This is a genomic window from Pseudoramibacter faecis, assembly GCF_036289405.1.
Lineage (GTDB): Bacteria > Bacillota > Clostridia > Eubacteriales > Eubacteriaceae > Pseudoramibacter > Pseudoramibacter faecis.
The window spans coordinates 493902-509739 of sequence record NZ_JAYFFI010000001.1 but is presented as its reverse complement, the minus strand read 5'-3'; the positions used below and the strand labels follow the sequence as shown (position 1 = coordinate 509739).

Genomic DNA, 15838 nt, shown 5'->3' with positions numbered 1-15838 from the left:
CCGTTATTGATTATTTTTCGTTTTGCCATTGAGGATATAGCTCGTATCCTTGGCGTCGTACATAATGTCTTCCATGTCGCAGTCGAGCTCGCGGGCGAGAATTTCGACCACGCGGGGCGAGCAGAAGCCGCCCTGGCAACGGCCGGCCCCCGGACGACAGCGTTTCTTTACGCCGTTGACGGTGGTGGCGCCGGCATTGCGATGGATCACGTCGACGATTTCCGCTTCGGTGATGGATTCGCAGCGGCAGATGATCTTGCCGTAACGCGGATCGGCTTCGATGGCTTTTTTCTTATCTTCATCGGACAATTCGTTAAAGATGAGATGTGGCCGGGCCTTCGGGTTGAAGCTTTCGTTGATCGCCGGGGCCATACCTTCCCGTTCGAGCATCGGCAGAATGATCTCTTCCACACAGTAATAGGCAGCGGCCGGGGCGGAGGTCAAGCCGGGCGATTCGTAGCCAGCGAAGTTGACAAAGTTTTTAACCGGCGATTCTTCGATGATGAAGTCGCCGTCGGTGGTGGTGTAGGTATCGGCCACCGGGGTGTTGCGCGTTCCGGCGTAGGAGCGGATGATTTTGTTGAAGTATTGACCGAGGGCCGGACAGTTTTTCAGGGCATTTTCCTTGATGTAGTCCAGGCGGTCCTGGGTGGTGTTGATGTCGCCCTTTTCCACCGGCATGGCATCCGGCCCGATGAGCAGGTTGCCGTGGACGGTCGGCGAGACGAGGATCCCTTTCCCGACCTTGGTCGGGCAGGGGAAGATGACATTGTGCACCAGATCGCCGATTTCCTTATCGAAGATGAAGTACACCCCGCGGCGGGCCAGCAGCTTGAAGTAGGGATCGCCGATCATGTTGTAAATATCGTCGGCGTAGACCCCGGCCGCGTTGACCACAAATTTCGCTCCGATGTCTTCGGCTGTGGTTTCGATTTTGAAGGTGCCGTCGTCTTTTTTGGCGATATTCGTCACCAGGTGGTTGAGCTTGAGTTCAACCCCGTTGTCGATGGCGTTTTCCGCCACCCGAACGCCCAGCTCGTAGGGGGAGACCAGACCGGCCGTTCCCGCGTAAAGTGCGCCGCAGATGTCCGGTGCCAGGTTTTCTTCCATTTCATGGACTTCGTCTTCGAACAGGATGCGCATGTTCGGCACGCCGTTTTCCAGGCCGCGTTTGTACAGTTCCTGCAGGGTGTACATTTCGTGTTCCGTGTGGGCGACAACCAGGGAGCCGGTGCGCCTGAAGGGAACACAAAGATCCCGGCAGACCTTTTCGTACATGATGTTGCCCGGCGCGTTGAAGCGGCCCTTTAATTTGTGGGGCACCGCGTCGAAGCCGGCGTGGACAATCGCAGAGTTGGCTTTGGTGATCTGGTTGGCCACATCATTTTCGCCATCCAGCAAGACGACGTTCAGCTGATAACGGGAGAGCTCCCGTGCTACGTAGGACCCGGCAATACCGGCACCTATTATAGCGATATCGTACATAATAAAATCCTCCTTGATGATAAATTAAATTTATAAATAAAAAACCGCACAAGACTTCACGTATTTAATCATCCGTGAAAAAAGTGCGGCTCTCCATTGCCCGTTGATTGATTTAGTTGTTGAGGTCGTACATCGATGGGGTCAAGACCGCAGGTCTTTCGCGTATGCTAAGAGGGAATTGAAAGCGTCCCACAAAGGCTTATGCGACGTGGAGGACGACAGGCTGCCCGCCCCCAGACAGGTTCTGACTTCGTCTTCGGTTTCGATAAAGCCGCCGGTGATAATCGGCAGGGACAGTTCTTCGTGGACCCGTTCAATCACCTTGGGAACGAGCCCGGGCAGAATCTCGACGGCGTCGGGCTTGATCTTGCGCGCGGAGTTGAGGGTGACATCCATCGCAGACGAATCCAGAAGGAAAAGCCGCTGAATGGTCATCAGGCCCTCTTTGCGCGCCTGGGTGATCAGCGTGTTGCGGGTGGAGATCACGCCGGCGGGGCGAATCTTTTCCCGCAGGTAGCGGATGAAGTAATGGTCCTCCGCGTAGCCCTTGAGCAGATCAAGATGCACAAAGGCGTATTTGCCGGCTGCATTCACAAGGTCCACCATGGGCTTCAAGTTGTAAATATTGCCGGTGAGCAGAAAGATGATCTGGCAGGGAGAATCCACCGCGGCGTGAATATCCCGCGGATTGCGAATCGCGGCGATCACCGGATTTGCTTCAAGCAGATGCTGACATTTTAAAGTCGCCACCTCGGACCTCCCGTAAGCTATCAGATAGTGATTTGAATATAAAAACCGTGTGAAGGCGGGGAGGTTAGTTCAATCCGTCCTGCGGCTGAGTGATGGCTGCGAGATAGCCCGGGCTAACCCTCCCGTTTCACGCACAAACTCTCCGACAGGAAGACCCGTCGGAGAGTGGTGTCTGTCGTTTTATTGAATACGACCAGAATGATAATTGAATTGAATCGCGTTTATTCTTCGACTTCGTCCGGATCGACCCAGTGCATGGAGCGGCCGACGGCCTTTGTCCAGCCCTTATAGAGTTTGGCACGGGTGTCGGCATCCATCATCGGTTCGAAGGTTCGGTCGATATTCCAGTGATCGACGACGTCCTGCTGGTTGTCCCAGAAGCCGACTTCGAGACCGGCGAGGTAGGAAGCGCCTTCAGCGGTGGTTTCGACGATGGACGGGCGATCGACCGGCACGCCGAGAATATCCGCCTGGAACTGCATCAGGAAATTGTTGTTGCAGGCGCCGCCGTCCACCTTGAGGGACTGCAGCGGAGTTCCGGAGTCTTTTTCCATCGCGTCCAGGATATCGCGGGTTTGATAAGCGAGGGATTCGAGGGTCGCGCGGATGATGTGGTTTTTGTTGGCACCGCGGGTCAGGCCGACGATCGCGCCGCGGGCATAGGCATCCCAGTGAGGAGCTCCCAGGCCGGTGAAGGCGGGAACGACATAGACGCCGTTGGTGTCGGCCACTTTTTTCGCGAAGTGTTCGGAGTCGGGCGAGGAGTCGACCATGCGCAGCTCGTCCCGCAGCCACTGAATGGCGGCGCCGGCGACGAAGATCGAACCTTCAAGGGCGTAGTTGACTTTGCCGCCGAGTCCCCAGGCGATGGTGGTCAGCAGGCCGTTTTCGGATTTAACCGGTTCTTCGCCGGTGTTCATCAGCAGGAAGCAGCCGGTGCCGTAGGTGTTTTTGGCCATGCCGGCTTCGAAGCAGGCCTGACCGAAGAGGGCCGCCTGTTGGTCGCCTGCGATCCCGGTGATCGGGATTTCGCCGCCGCCGAAGAGGGTGGTGGTCCCGAACATGCTCGACGAGGGCTGGACATCCGGCAGCAGGGACATCGGACATTCGAAGGTTTCACAGAGCTTTTCGTCCCATTTGAGGGTCTTGATGTTAAAGAGCATCGTTCTGGAAGCGTTGGAGTAGTCGGTCGCGTGGACCTTGCCTTCCGTCAGTTTCCACAGCAGCCAGCAGTCGACGGTCCCGAAGGCGAGCTCGCCGCGTTCGGCTCTTTCGCGGACGCCTTCGACGTGGTCGAGGATCCACAGCAGCTTGGTGGAGGAGAAATACGGGTCGAGAACCAGCCCGGTATTGTCCTGAACGTAATCTGCAAAGCCTGGAATGGCCTGGAAGCGGTCGGCATAGGACGCGGTCCGGCGGCACTGCCAGACGATGGCGTTGTAAACCGGTTCGCCGGTCTTGCGGTCCCACACGATGGTGGTTTCACGCTGGTTGGTGATCCCGATGGCCGCGACATCTTCGGCGGTGGCGTTGATTTTTGCCATGGCTTCGGCGCAGACAGCGTTCTGGGTGGCCCAGATCTGCATCGGATCGTGTTCGACCCAGCCCGGATGCGGATAGATCTGCGGGAATTCGTGCTGTGCGACACTGACAATCTGACCGTCGTGATCGAACAAGATTGCTCGCGAGCTGGTTGTCCCGGCGTCGCACGCCATTACGTATTTTGCCATAATATAAACCCCCTATGTTTATAATGTATGAATTTATTTAACGCGCATGCGCGGTTAAATCACACTGGCCGACAGGCGGTTCGGCCCCGATGAGTTCTCCGGTTGTTAAATCGGGAAAGTGGTCATTAAAAAAGGACAGTACACAAATAACACAACGCTTCGTTGCTGGTACGGCCCGCTCCATTTCCTCCTGCCAAGATTATGAAAGACCTGCTCGTCTTTTTTGTACCTTCATCATATCACATTCTAAAAAACGTGTAAAGGGTTTACAACTCAAAAATATTTTCTAATTTTTGCGTTCGCAATGATCTTATCTCATTTTTCACGATCTTCAAGGCTTTAAAAAATTTTTATCGCAAAATTTTTTTGACGGGTGCGCCTCCGACGGGCGGCCGGTCCTCGGCAGGGCAGCGGCGCTTTTGCAAATGCGAAAAAAAGGCGCGGCCGGAAAAAGGCAGACGCGCCTTTGGCGGGCATTTGGATTTTTTCGGGCGCCCGGATAAAAAACGGAAAATTTTAAAAAAGAAATCTGCTAAGAAAATGATTACGTGCTATAATAAAACTAAATTAGATACCCTAAGGAGGATTTTCTTGCGATGAAGAAATTTATCAACGACGTCGAAAATGTCGAAAGCGAAATGCTTGACGGGATGTGCCTGGCGGAGCCGGATAAGGTCAGACGGCTGGAAGATTCCAACGTGATTGTCCGCGCGAAGAAAAAAGAAGGCAAGGTGGCCGTGATCTCCGGCGGCGGCTCCGGCCACGAACCGGCCCACGGCGGGTTCGTCGGCACCGGGATGCTCGACGCGGCGGTTCCCGGCCCGGTCTATACCTCGCCGACACCGGACGAAATCTTAAAGGCCATCGAAGCGGTGGATGCCGGCAAGGGCGTGCTGATGGTGGTCAAGAACTACACCGGCGATGTGATGAATTTTGAAATGGCCGGCGAAATGGCCGACGGCGTGGAGATCGCTGAAGTGGTCACCAACGATGATGTGGCCGTGGAAGATTCGCTTTACACCACCGGCCGCCGCGGCGTCGCCGGGACGATCTTCGTTCACAAAATCGCCGGAGCGGCGGCGGAAGCCGGCAAGAGCCTTGCGGAAGTGAAGGCCGTGGCAGACAAAGTGGTCGCCAACACCCGTTCCATGGGCGTGGCGTTAAAGCCGTCCACCGTGCCGGCCGCCGGCAAACCGGGTTTTGAACTCGGTGAAGACGAAATGGAATTGGGCATCGGCATCCACGGCGAACCGGGGACTTCCCGCGAAAAGCTCCAGCCGGCCGATGCCATCGTCGATCACCTGCTCGACAAGATCATGAACGACGATGTCGACTACACCAACGGCTCCGAAGTGGCGGTCATCATCAACGGCTCCGGCGGCACCCCGCTGATGGAACTGTACATCCTGAACAAACGCGTCCACGATGTGCTGGCCGGCAAGGGCGTCAAGATTGCCAAGACCTATGTCGGCAATGTGATGACATCCCTGGATATGGCGGGCGCTTCCATTTCGCTGCTCAAACTGGACGACGAAATGAAAGCATTGCTTCTGGCTCCGGCGGATACGGTCGCTTTCACCCAGGACTAATCGCCCAATCAAAAACACGACGAATGGCAGGCCTCGGTCTGTCATTCTTTTTTGAGCGCATTGTGGCCGCGGCGTTGCAATCCTTCGCCGATGGTTTATAATGGGGTCAATATTCAAGAAACGAGGTAATCACATGGCAGTGACAAAAGCAGATATTTTAGCATTCATCAAAGCGGCGGACGAACGCATTGAAGCTCATCATCAGGAGCTGACCGATCTGGACCAGGCGATCGGCGACGGCGACCACGGCATCAATATGAACCGCGGCTTTAAAGCCGTGATGGAAAAACTGCCCGGCATCGAAGATAAAACCATCGACGCGATTTTAAAACAGGTCGGCATGACGCTCGTCTCCACCGTCGGCGGGGCTTCCGGCCCGCTTTACGGTACCGCCTACATGCGCGCCGGCATGGCAATGAAGGGCAAGGAAGAACTTTCGGCCGAAGACATCTCCGCGATGTTTGAAGCGGCCATCGGCGGGATTCAGCAGCGCGGCAAAGCCGTCGCCGGCGAAAAAACCATGCTCGACGCCGTGATGCCGGCCAAGGAAGCCTATGACGCGGGGATCGCCGCGGGCAAGAGCACCGCCGAAGCCCTGGCCGACGCGGAAGACGCCGCCTGGAAGGGCGTGGCATACACCAAGACCATCATCGCGACCAAGGGCCGCGCGAGCTATCTGGGCGAACGCTCCATCGGCCATCAGGATCCGGGCGCGACGTCCATCACCTATATGGTGCAGGCGGCGAGAGCTGTTGCCGAAGCCAAATAGTTTTTAACCAACGCAAGTTTTAAAGCCGCCTTTCAGGTCTTTTGCCAATCGCGAAAAGATCTGAAGGGCGGCTTGTTTTGTGTTGAGGCAGCGCTTTGATTTCAGCCCTGGCGCAGCCGTGCAGCACAAAGGATTCAGACCGGCATCAAAGGTTGTTTGTGCGTTTTGGTGGATTCGGTATGGATCGTTTTTTAATAACATTTTGCCTTGTTCCGTCCAGGTTGTCGGCATCAGGAATCCATGTTTGGTATTTTTAATTTATAGATCTCCTCATAAAAGTTCTGAATTCAATCTGCTTTTATTTCTTAAAATATTGATATCGTGCATACCGGTGCTGAGAAGCACATTGCGGTTTTCGATGGAATGAAACCCTCCGGCTTTTGCTGCATCGGCAATTTGACCTTTGATGACACCCATCGGCATCCCCTGTCAATTAAATGCCATATAGCCTAAAATCATATCCCACGGTCCGGAATAATCTGCTTCAATTCCTTCATTTAAGCACACAACTACTCCACCGGGATTTAATGTTTTTTCAACTTTGCAAAGAAATTCGCACCGCCTGCAATGGCGAACAACATATTACGGTTTCTTCAATAAGTGACTTCATGTCTGGTCTATCAAAAAGAACACCCGTGCGGTTGCTTCCGTCCTGTATAACTGCAATTCCAAGACAACCTGCACCGCAGCCCAGATCCAATATGATGATTTGGATGCCGTTATCTCTGTGGCTAATTATATTAACGACCATTATGCTGAAGATATCAGAATGGATTTTCTTGCGCAAATTGCCTGTATGAGTCAGGCTAAGTTAAAATATATATTCAAGGATGTATATCATATAAGTATTCAGCAGTATATTGTTACGCGCCGTATGACACATGCGGAACATCTCCTGAGAGATACAGTGCTTCCGGTCTCTCAAATTGCCGAAATGGTCGGTTACAAATATACGAGCAGTCTATCCGATAGGTTCAGACAGCATACAGGAATGAAGCCCACCGAATATAGAGAAAAAATGCAGATGATAATAAGGGATTGATCAGGTTATTTCACGGCATAAACAGAGCTTATGAAAAAGCGTTGCGGTTGTAAAATTGCGGCGCTTTTTCTTTACGCTTTTAAAGAAAAAGGATAATAAAATAGGCCCATATAATCCGAAGGATATTGACCAAAAATAAAAACCATGTTAATATACCAGTGGTATATACCGATGGAATATAAATGCGGAGGGATTCAATGAACATATCGGAAACGCAACAAAAAATATTAAAGGCCGGCAAGCGGGAGTTTTTGGAAAAAGGCTTTAAGGATGCGTCCCTTAGAAAAATTGTAGCGGAAGCGGGATTTACAAAGGGAGCTTTTTACGGATATTACCCGGATAAGGCGGCTTTATTTGAAGCGCTTGTTTCCGAGGCGGCAGACGGCTTGATCGAGCAATTCAGAGCTGCTCAGGATGCGCATTTTGATTTAATCCCTGAAAATAGGACTGATGAGAGCTGGGAATTATCTACAAAATATCTTCTGCATTTTATAAATTATATTTATGATCATTTTGAGGAATTCAAACTTGTGATTTGCTGCTCCGAAGGCACAAAATACGCAGATTATATTCACGAACTTGTAGAACTGGATGTATCTCGTACAGAAAAATACTATGCCGTCCTCAAAGAGAAAGGCAAAATGACAGGAAGTATCAGCCATGAACTTCATCACATGATTACCAGTGCATATTTTACCGCTGCATTTGAAACAGTCGTTCATGATATGACGAGAGAACAGGCCATAGAATATGTTGAAGAGCTTGCCGTTTTTTTTAATTCCGGATGGACCGGACTTTTAAGGCTTACATAAGACTTAAAAATTTTACAGCTTGGTTAGACTACACTAACGGTTTTATTTAGAAAGGATGTGTTTGATTATGAAGAAAAATGAGAACAGATTGCAGACACGAGATTATATTTCTATAGGCGTTTTTTCGCTTATTTATTTTGTCATTGCATTTGTGATCGGCGGTATTGCACAGATGACACCTGTCACTTTTCCGTTTATGCCGATGATAGTCGCTTTATTTGCAGGCAGCGTCTTTATGTTATATACCGCTAAAATACCGAAGCGAGGTTCGCTTTCCATCCTTGGCATACTTGCCGGGATCCTGTTATTTGTTACCGGTATGTTTTGGATGATGTCCGCATTTTTCATCGTATTCGGATTTATTGCGGATTATATTTGCTCGACAGGGAATTTCAAATCATTCAGAAGGAATTTACTGGCCTATTGTATATTTGCGCTGTCACCGATGGGTGCCTATATCCCAATGGCCATCATGCCCGCGCAGTTTGATGCATTCATGCGTAAAAAGGGAAATGTTTCCTCTTTTGAGGGAATCATCCATGCGATCAGGGTAAATTGGTGGATTATCCCTCTGATGATTTCAGGGACAATTCTTTGTGCCGTAATCGGAGGCTTGATCGGCAAAAAGTTGTTGAAAAAGCATTTTGAAAAGGTGGGGATCATATAGATGCATTTGGATCCCAGAACAAAACTTCTGATTTTATCAATAACCGGCGTTTCCGTTTTTCTGAATGAACGTATCGTCATCGAATGCCTTTTTACAGCAGTTCCCGCATTCTTGCTTTTGCAGGCAAAAGAGTTCCGGACTGTTTCAAAATACGGAATTTTTTTTATTGTGCTGTTGATGATTCAGCTGTTTGTGATAGTAAGATTACCCGTTGCAGTCGGAGGCGTCATATATATGTTCGATGTCTATATAAGAAAACTGATTCCCTGTTTTATGCTCGGCGCATTTTTAATACGCACGACAAAGGTGAGTGCTTTTCTCGCTGCACTCAGCCGATTGCATCTGCCGAAAGGATTTACGATTGCACTTTCCGTCACGTTGCGATACTTCCCGACAATGACCGAGGAATGGGGCTATATTAAGGATGCCATGGCTCTTCGGGGGATCACCGTTTCTTTCGCAGGATTTTTGCGGCATCCGCTCAGAACAATGGAGTACGTGTATGTACCGATGCTGGTATCTGCTTCCAAAATCTCCGATGAAATCACGCAGGCCGCAATTACCAGAGGGATTGATCATGCGGGAAGACGCAGCTGTATAGAGCAAGTTGGTTTTTCAATCCGGGATGCCCTGATCGTAATGCTATATATAGGGATTATTTGTATGATAGTTTTTGATTTTTTACGGGGAGGTGTATTTTCTTGATAGAATTTGAAAAAATCTCTTTCTCATACCGAAATTCGGAAGGAGCTTCTCTACGTGAATTGCACTTAAATATTCCTAAAGGACAATGTGTTCTTTTGTGCGGTGCATCCGGGTGCGGGAAAACAACTCTCACGAGATTAGTGAACGGGCTGATTCCCCATTTTTTTGAAGGAAGAATTTCAGGCAAAGCAACGGTAAAGGGAATGAACGTTGCCGAGACTGAAATCGCCACTCTTTCCGATAGCGTCGGAACGGTTTTTCAAAATCCGCGAACGCAATTTTTCAATACGGATACGGACAGTGAAATTGTTTTCGGACTGGAAAACAGAACGCTTGCGCCCGAAGCATTAAAACAGCAGCTTGAAAGGGTTGTTAAAGATCTGCACATAGAAAAATTAAGAGGGCGCAGCATTTTTGAACTTTCCGGCGGAGAAAAACAAAAAATCGCCTTTGCGTCCGTATATGCCGCGAATCCGGATATTTTCGTATTGGATGAACCCTCTTCCAATCTGGATTTTCACTCTGTGCTTGAACTGAAAAAACTGATAGAAAGAATCAAGCGGCAGGGAAAAACGATTATCATTGCCGAACACCGCCTGTGGTACTTAACGGATCTCGCAGACAGAGTCCTCTTAATGAAGGACGGTCAGATCTTCAGGAATATGAGTATGCGGGTTTTTTGCAGACTGCCGGCTGAGCGGATACAAAATATGGGACTCAGGTGCCGAAATTTTTCTGAAATCGAAACAAATATCAATATCAAAAAAATTTCCGAACGCATCTTAGAACTGCAAGATATCAGCGTCAAATATGGGAAACATACGATTTTGCAAAATATTTCCTTCACCGCAAACGGCGGAGAAATCGTCGCCGTTACCGGTGCCAACGGAGCGGGGAAAACGACGCTGGCGCGCACTGTATGCGGACTGCTCAAGCAAAAATCGGGAAGTATATTGGTAAACGGCAGGAATTTGACGGCGAAGGCACGCATTCAAAAATCTTATATGGTAATGCAGGATGTCGGACATCAGCTGTTTACGGATCGTGTAAAAACCGAATGCACACTTGGAACGAAAACAGTAAATGAGACTTGTATTGATGAAACGCTGTCGATGTTATCTCTTTCTGAATGGAAAGACAGACATCCCTTGTCGCTCTCAGGAGGACAAAAACAAAGGCTTGCCGTGGCAATCAGTTTGCTCTGTGATAAAGAAATTCTTATTTTTGATGAACCGACCAGCGGGCTTGACTTAAAAAGCATGCGGGAAGTGGGAACGATGACAGAGCGGCTTTCCGAACAAGGAAAAATTCTGTTCGTTATTACCCACGATATCGAATTTATAAAAACAATATGTTCCAGAGTTTTGCTTTTGTCAGGCGGTAAAATGATTGCCGATTTAAAGGGTAAAGAAAAGGGAAATATCGAAAACTATATCTTGGCGGGAGGAGATCGGAATGAATAAAAAAACATTACATCGCTTATTTGAGTTTGCCGGGTCCTGCAAAGGTCTGCTTGTCAGCTCGGTTGTTTTTGCCGTTCTTGGCGCGGGGTTTGGAATCGTCCCGTATATCGCAGTTTCACGCATGATTATTCAAATATGTTCCGGCGCCTATAGCTTGAAATCAATCGTATTGATGGCGGTCATTGCGCTTTCGGGTTATCTTCTGCAGCTATACCTGTCAACCATATCTACTGTACGGTCTCACAGAGCTGCATTCACTGTGTTGAAAAATATTCGTACTGCGCTTACAAAAAAATTATCACGGGTACCTATGGGATTTGTCTTAGATACGCCTTCCGGGAAATTCAAAACCATGATCGTTGATACAGTGGAAAAATTGGAGCTGCCCCTTGCTCACATGATACCGGAGTTGACGGCTAATATTATGATTCCTGTCTTCATGCTGATTTATTTCGTGTTTCTTGATTGGAGGCTGGCGCTGATTGCTCTGGCAACCTTTCCTGTCGGAATGCTCTGCTATATGGGAATGATGAAAGATTATGAGAAGCGTTATGACCGAGTTATGAAAGCCGCCAAAGCGATGGATGCCGCTACGGTTGAATATATAGGGGGAATCGAAGTCGTCAAGGCTTTTAATCAAAGCAGCGATTCTTACCGCAAATATGCGGAATCCGTGAAAGAGAATGAAAATGCTAAATCGGACTGGTTCAAAAAGACGAATCCCTATTATGCGGCAGGGATTGCAATAGCCCCTTCCAGTCTGCTCGGCGTTCTTCCTGTCGGAAGCTTGTTTTATATAGGCGGAAGCATAAGCGCCGGCAGTTTGATATCCTGCATTATTTTATCATTGGGGCTGATCGCTCCGCTGATTCAGGCATTGCGATATACAGACAGCCTGGCTATGGTAGACGCCACCGTGAAAGAAATCGGCAGTCTTTTAGATACGGAAGAAATGAAACGCCCGGAAAAGCGAGCGCAGCTTGATGGGGAGAAAATAGAGTTTTTAAGCGTCTCCTTCTCTTACAAGGATACAGAGGTTTTGCACAGCATTTCATTTGCGGCTGATGCAAACGAAATGACCGCTTTCGTCGGACCGTCGGGATCAGGCAAGTCGACGGTCGCCAGACTCATTGCATCTTTTTGGAACGCGGGAAGCGGAACCGTGAAAATAGGCGGGGTCGATGTGCAGAACATACCGCTTTCACAGATCATGGAACATATCGCATATGTTTCGCAGGACAATTACCTGTTCCATCTTTCAATACGGGAAAATATACGAATCGGAAAGCCTGACGCTACGGACGGGGAAATCGAAAACGCAGCGAAAAAAGCGGCATGCCATGATTTTATCACATCGCTTCCAAACGGCTACGATACCGTCGCGGGAGACAGCGGAAGCAATCTTTCCGGCGGCGAAAAGCAGCGCATCGCGATTGCAAGAGCCATCTTAAAGGACAGCCCCGTCGTTATTTTGGATGAAGCTACAGCCTTTACGGATCCTGAAAACGAGTCGGTCATCCAGCATTCCATCAGCGAACTTGTGGCGGGAAAAACGTTGATTGTCATTGCGCACCGTCTTTCTACCATTACATCTGCTGATAAGATTATCGTCATGAATGAAGGAAATATAGAAGCGGAAGGAAAACATCCCGCGCTTATCCAAAATTGTGCTCTTTACAGGGAGCTTTGGGATGCACATATCAGCACACTTGATACGAAGGAGGTGTCAGCATGATTCGCATGTTCAGGCGACTTTTGGATTTTTCCGGAACGGAAAGAAAAAGACTGATTTTATCGTTTATCTTTCATATGTGCAATTCCGTATTTGAGATGCTTCCCATTATGGCGGTGCTTACGGTTCTGAATGGAATCCTGTTATCGCTCTCAAGCGGCACCATGCCGGTTAAAACGGTATGGGCAGCCTTGGGGATTATGCTTTTAAGTATTTCAGGGCGCATACTCTTTACGAATCTTTCCTCTGTAAAAAGAACCCTTGGAAGCTTTTCTATGTGTTCCGAATGGCGCATGGAGCTTGGAGAAAAACTAAAACGCGTCCCGATGGGATATTTTAACGAGCATCGGCTTGGAGATATTACGGCGGCGGTTACTACAACGCTCGGAGATCTGGAAACCAGCGCGGTTACCGTTTTGGAAGCGGTAGCCGGAGGATTTATCCATGCCGTAGTGATAGGGATATGGCTTTTATTTTATGAATGGCAAATTGGAGTTTTAATGTTCATAGGACTTTTTCTTGCCCTTTGCGTGTACGCAAAAACACAAAAAGCCGGCACGAAGTATTCTCCGCGCAGGCAGGCTGCGCAGGCAGGGCTTGTGGCAGGTATTTTGGAATATATACAGGGCATGACTGTGGTCAAGGCGTTCGGACTTGCCGACCGTTCGGATAAATCCGTAGACGCCGCCATCAGCGAAAGTGCGGAGGCAAACATCGCATTAGAAAAAGTTTTCTCCGGTTTGGCGGCCGTCTTTCAAATGGTATTCAAGTTTGCCAGATTCGCAATCCTAGTTGCTGCGCCGTACCTGCTTATGAACGGGGAAACAACTCCTGAAAAGTGCCTGCTCCTCATTGTCGCAAGCTTTATGATTTATACGACCGTGGAGCTTGCAGGAAGTACGGCTGCCGTTGCGAGAGTTGTGGATGCTTCTTTAGACAGATTGGAAACGGTATCCAGCATGCCGCTTCTGGACGAAAACGGAACGGACATTGCCCCAAAAGATTGCGATATTACCGTTTCCAACATTTCCTTTGCGTATGATGAAAAGGAAATCCTGCACGATGTAAGCTTTTCTGTTCCTCAAGGAACGAGCTGTGCCGTTGTAGGTCCCTCGGGCTCAGGCAAGACAACGCTTTGCAGTTTAATTGCACGCTTTTGGGATGTAAAGAGTGGTGAAATTCTTTTAGGCGGCGTTAATGTGAAAGACTATACCTGCGACAGCCTTCTTAAGAATTTTTCCATTGTATTCCAAAGGGTGTACCTTTTTGAGGATACCATCGAAAATAATATTCTTTTCGGAAAACCGCAGGCGACAAGAGAAGAGGTGATGTCAGCGGCAAAGAAAGCGTGCTGTCATGATTTCATATCCGCACTTCCGGGCGGCTACCAAACAAAGATCGGAGAAGGCGGGGCAACCCTTTCCGGCGGGGAGAAGCAGCGAATATCCATTGCACGAGCGATTTTGAAGGATGCGCCCGTCGTCATTTTAGATGAAGCTACGGCAAGTGTTGATCCTGAAAACGAACGGGAGCTGCAGCAGGCGATTGCGGAGCTGACAAGAGATAAAACGCTTCTCATGATCGCTCATCGGCTGAATACGGTACGGGGAGCGGATCAGATTCTCGTTCTTGAGGATGGACAGATTGTGCAGCGAGGGAAACATCAGGAGCTGATACGGCAGGAAGGGCTTTACCGGCGATTTGTGGAAATCCGGGAAAATGCGATCGGATGGAAATTAGGAGGTCGGGCATGACATACGAAAGATTTTACTTCGGAAAGTTAGATCCGCAGATATTAAAGGAGATAGACGCCGAACATAAAACGAAAATGAAGCAGCTCATCGAAGGAATCAATCGAGGGGCATGGACAGAAAAACAGAAAAAAAGGCAAAAAAGCAGCATCATCTCCAATATCGCCTTGTACCGATGCTTCATAGATCAAGGTCTTCCAAAAGACGAGGCAAAAGAATTGGTAAAAGAGTATTCATTTCATATTGCCCAAAAGGCGCATAAGCTTTTGAAAACATTTTTTCATATCCCCGGTTTTTTCGGGCTGTTCCGCGTGTTTATGAGCAAAGGGATGTCGGGCGATGAAATATGGAAAAGCGAAATCTTATTAAATGACAGGAGAAACTACCGCGTTGATGTGCTCAAATGCCTTTGGGCGGATACCTGCGAGTTTTTTGAATGCCCGGAGCTCTCTGAAATATTCTGTCTGTGTGATCATATTGTATTTGGAAACATAAAGGACTTTGTTTTTGAGCGAAGCCAGACGCTGGGAATGAACGGTGAAAAATGCGATTTCTGTTTTGTAAACAGAAAAGGAAAGAATTAAATGAATAAGGCTGAAGAAAAATGGTCCGAGGATGCCGAAAAAATGAAGCTGTTTCTTCTGCGAGAAATCGAGGAAACAGGTTCGGAATGGAAAGCTTTGATAGAACAGAGTCTTGGGGATTGTAAGAAGGAGAAAATTTTAGATGTCGGATGCGGAACCGGATTTATTTCGTTGCTTCTTGCAAAGATGGGCTGTGAAGTCATCGCAATAGACAATAATGCCGCTATGCTCAAGGAAGCCGAAAAAATATCTGAGAGCTTGGGATTTTCAGATAAAATCACTTTCATGCTTGAAGACGCAGCGTCAATGGATTTTGCTGAGAATACCTTTGATGCGGTGGTCTCAAGACATGCCTTTTGGCTATTCAATCATCCGAAAAGGGTTTATGCACAGTGGTACAGGATTTTGAAATCCGGCGGATGTATATTGAACTTAGATGCGAATTGGCTGTTCCCTTTTTGGGGAGAGAAACAGGCAGAGCTCTTCCGGTCGGATGAAGACCTTTTAACGAAACGCTACGGAGCTTTTCAGGATTATTATCATGATACAGATATGATGGACGAATTGAAAAAACTACCTTTGAGTTATATCAAACGTCCGGAATGGGATTTGAAAATATGCAGGGAAACAGGGTTTCAGGACATCAGAAGCGGGGCGCTTATTCAGGAGAAGTATTGGAATCCCTTTATGGCACTCAGGTATCGCACGATGCCGACCTTTTTCGTTAAAGCAAAAAAGTAATATTAAGGAGAAAAACAA

At 48.7% G+C, this 15838-nt stretch carries 15 protein-coding genes; 11 read left to right on the top strand and 4 right to left on the bottom strand.

Annotation, left to right across the window (positions count from 1 at the left end; all coding sequences use genetic code 11):
- Nucleotides 1-3 precede the first annotated feature (3 nt).
- From V3C63_RS02490 to glpK, 3 genes are all read right to left on the bottom strand, one after another.
- Complete coding sequence (locus V3C63_RS02490) at nucleotides 4-1485, bottom strand: NAD(P)/FAD-dependent oxidoreductase (protein ID WP_329886227.1); 1482 nt, start codon at nucleotides 1483-1485, stop codon at nucleotides 4-6.
- A gap of 141 nt (nucleotides 1486-1626) precedes the next feature.
- Nucleotides 1627-2235, bottom strand: a complete 609-nt coding sequence (locus V3C63_RS02485) for a glycerol-3-phosphate responsive antiterminator (protein ID WP_329886226.1) — start codon at nucleotides 2233-2235, stop codon at nucleotides 1627-1629.
- 221 nt (nucleotides 2236-2456) lie between these two features.
- Nucleotides 2457-3965 carry a glycerol kinase GlpK gene (gene glpK / locus V3C63_RS02480; RefSeq protein WP_329886225.1) on the bottom strand — a complete coding sequence of 503 codons (1509 nt, stop codon included), beginning with the start codon at nucleotides 3963-3965 and terminating at the stop codon, nucleotides 2457-2459.
- Between the two features lie 596 nt (nucleotides 3966-4561).
- Between glpK and dhaK the strand changes: the two genes are divergently transcribed.
- Both dhaK and dhaL read left to right on the top strand, forming a co-directional pair.
- Nucleotides 4562-5554 carry a dihydroxyacetone kinase subunit DhaK gene (gene dhaK / locus V3C63_RS02475; RefSeq protein WP_329886224.1) on the top strand — a complete coding sequence of 331 codons (993 nt, stop codon included), beginning with the start codon at nucleotides 4562-4564 and terminating at the stop codon, nucleotides 5552-5554.
- Between the two features lie 133 nt (nucleotides 5555-5687).
- Nucleotides 5688-6323: a dihydroxyacetone kinase subunit DhaL gene (gene dhaL / locus V3C63_RS02470; RefSeq protein WP_329886223.1), complete on the top strand. Its 636-nt coding sequence runs from the start codon at nucleotides 5688-5690 to the stop codon at nucleotides 6321-6323.
- Between the two features lie 270 nt (nucleotides 6324-6593).
- On the opposite strand, the gene V3C63_RS02465 is transcribed toward dhaL, so the two are convergent.
- The gene (locus V3C63_RS02465) at nucleotides 6594-6740 is read right to left on the bottom strand and encodes a hypothetical protein (protein ID WP_329886222.1); all 147 of its coding nucleotides are present in this window, start codon (nucleotides 6738-6740) and stop codon (nucleotides 6594-6596) included.
- Between the two features lie 310 nt (nucleotides 6741-7050).
- Between V3C63_RS02465 and V3C63_RS02460 the strand changes: the two genes are divergently transcribed.
- The 9 genes from V3C63_RS02460 to V3C63_RS02420 all read left to right on the top strand — a co-directional run bounded on the left by V3C63_RS02460 (nucleotide 7051) and on the right by V3C63_RS02420 (nucleotide 15820).
- The gene (locus tag V3C63_RS02460; protein ID WP_329886221.1) at nucleotides 7051-7365 is read left to right on the top strand and encodes a helix-turn-helix transcriptional regulator; all 315 of its coding nucleotides are present in this window, start codon (nucleotides 7051-7053) and stop codon (nucleotides 7363-7365) included.
- 197 nt (nucleotides 7366-7562) lie between these two features.
- A complete protein-coding gene (locus tag V3C63_RS02455) occupies nucleotides 7563-8177 on the top strand; it encodes a TetR/AcrR family transcriptional regulator (RefSeq protein WP_329886220.1) in 615 nt (204 codons plus the stop codon).
- Between the two features lie 67 nt (nucleotides 8178-8244).
- On the top strand, nucleotides 8245-8844 hold the full coding sequence (locus tag V3C63_RS02450) for an MptD family putative ECF transporter S component (protein WP_329886219.1): 600 nt from the start codon (nucleotides 8245-8247) through the stop codon (nucleotides 8842-8844).
- Entirely contained in the window at nucleotides 8845-9549 is a 705-nt protein-coding gene (locus V3C63_RS02445) for an energy-coupling factor transporter transmembrane component T (RefSeq protein ID WP_329886218.1), read from the top strand.
- Nucleotides 9546-11012 (top strand): ABC transporter ATP-binding protein, encoded by a 1467-nt coding sequence (locus tag V3C63_RS02440; RefSeq protein ID WP_329886217.1) that lies wholly within the window; start codon nucleotides 9546-9548, stop codon nucleotides 11010-11012. Before V3C63_RS02445 ends, V3C63_RS02440 begins: the two co-directional genes overlap by 4 nt.
- Nucleotides 11005-12747: an ABC transporter ATP-binding protein gene (locus V3C63_RS02435; RefSeq protein ID WP_329886216.1), complete on the top strand. Its 1743-nt coding sequence runs from the start codon at nucleotides 11005-11007 to the stop codon at nucleotides 12745-12747. The genes V3C63_RS02440 and V3C63_RS02435 overlap by 8 nt, the downstream gene beginning before the upstream one ends.
- Nucleotides 12744-14498 carry an ABC transporter ATP-binding protein gene (locus V3C63_RS02430; RefSeq protein WP_329886215.1) on the top strand — a complete coding sequence of 585 codons (1755 nt, stop codon included), beginning with the start codon at nucleotides 12744-12746 and terminating at the stop codon, nucleotides 14496-14498. Before V3C63_RS02435 ends, V3C63_RS02430 begins: the two co-directional genes overlap by 4 nt.
- A complete protein-coding gene (locus tag V3C63_RS02425; protein ID WP_329886214.1) occupies nucleotides 14495-15079 on the top strand; it encodes an L-2-amino-thiazoline-4-carboxylic acid hydrolase in 585 nt (194 codons plus the stop codon). The genes V3C63_RS02430 and V3C63_RS02425 overlap by 4 nt, the downstream gene beginning before the upstream one ends.
- Nucleotides 15080-15820: a class I SAM-dependent methyltransferase gene (locus V3C63_RS02420; RefSeq protein WP_329886213.1), complete on the top strand. Its 741-nt coding sequence runs from the start codon at nucleotides 15080-15082 to the stop codon at nucleotides 15818-15820. It abuts the gene before it with no gap.
- The last annotated feature ends 18 nt before the right edge of the window (nucleotides 15821-15838 follow it).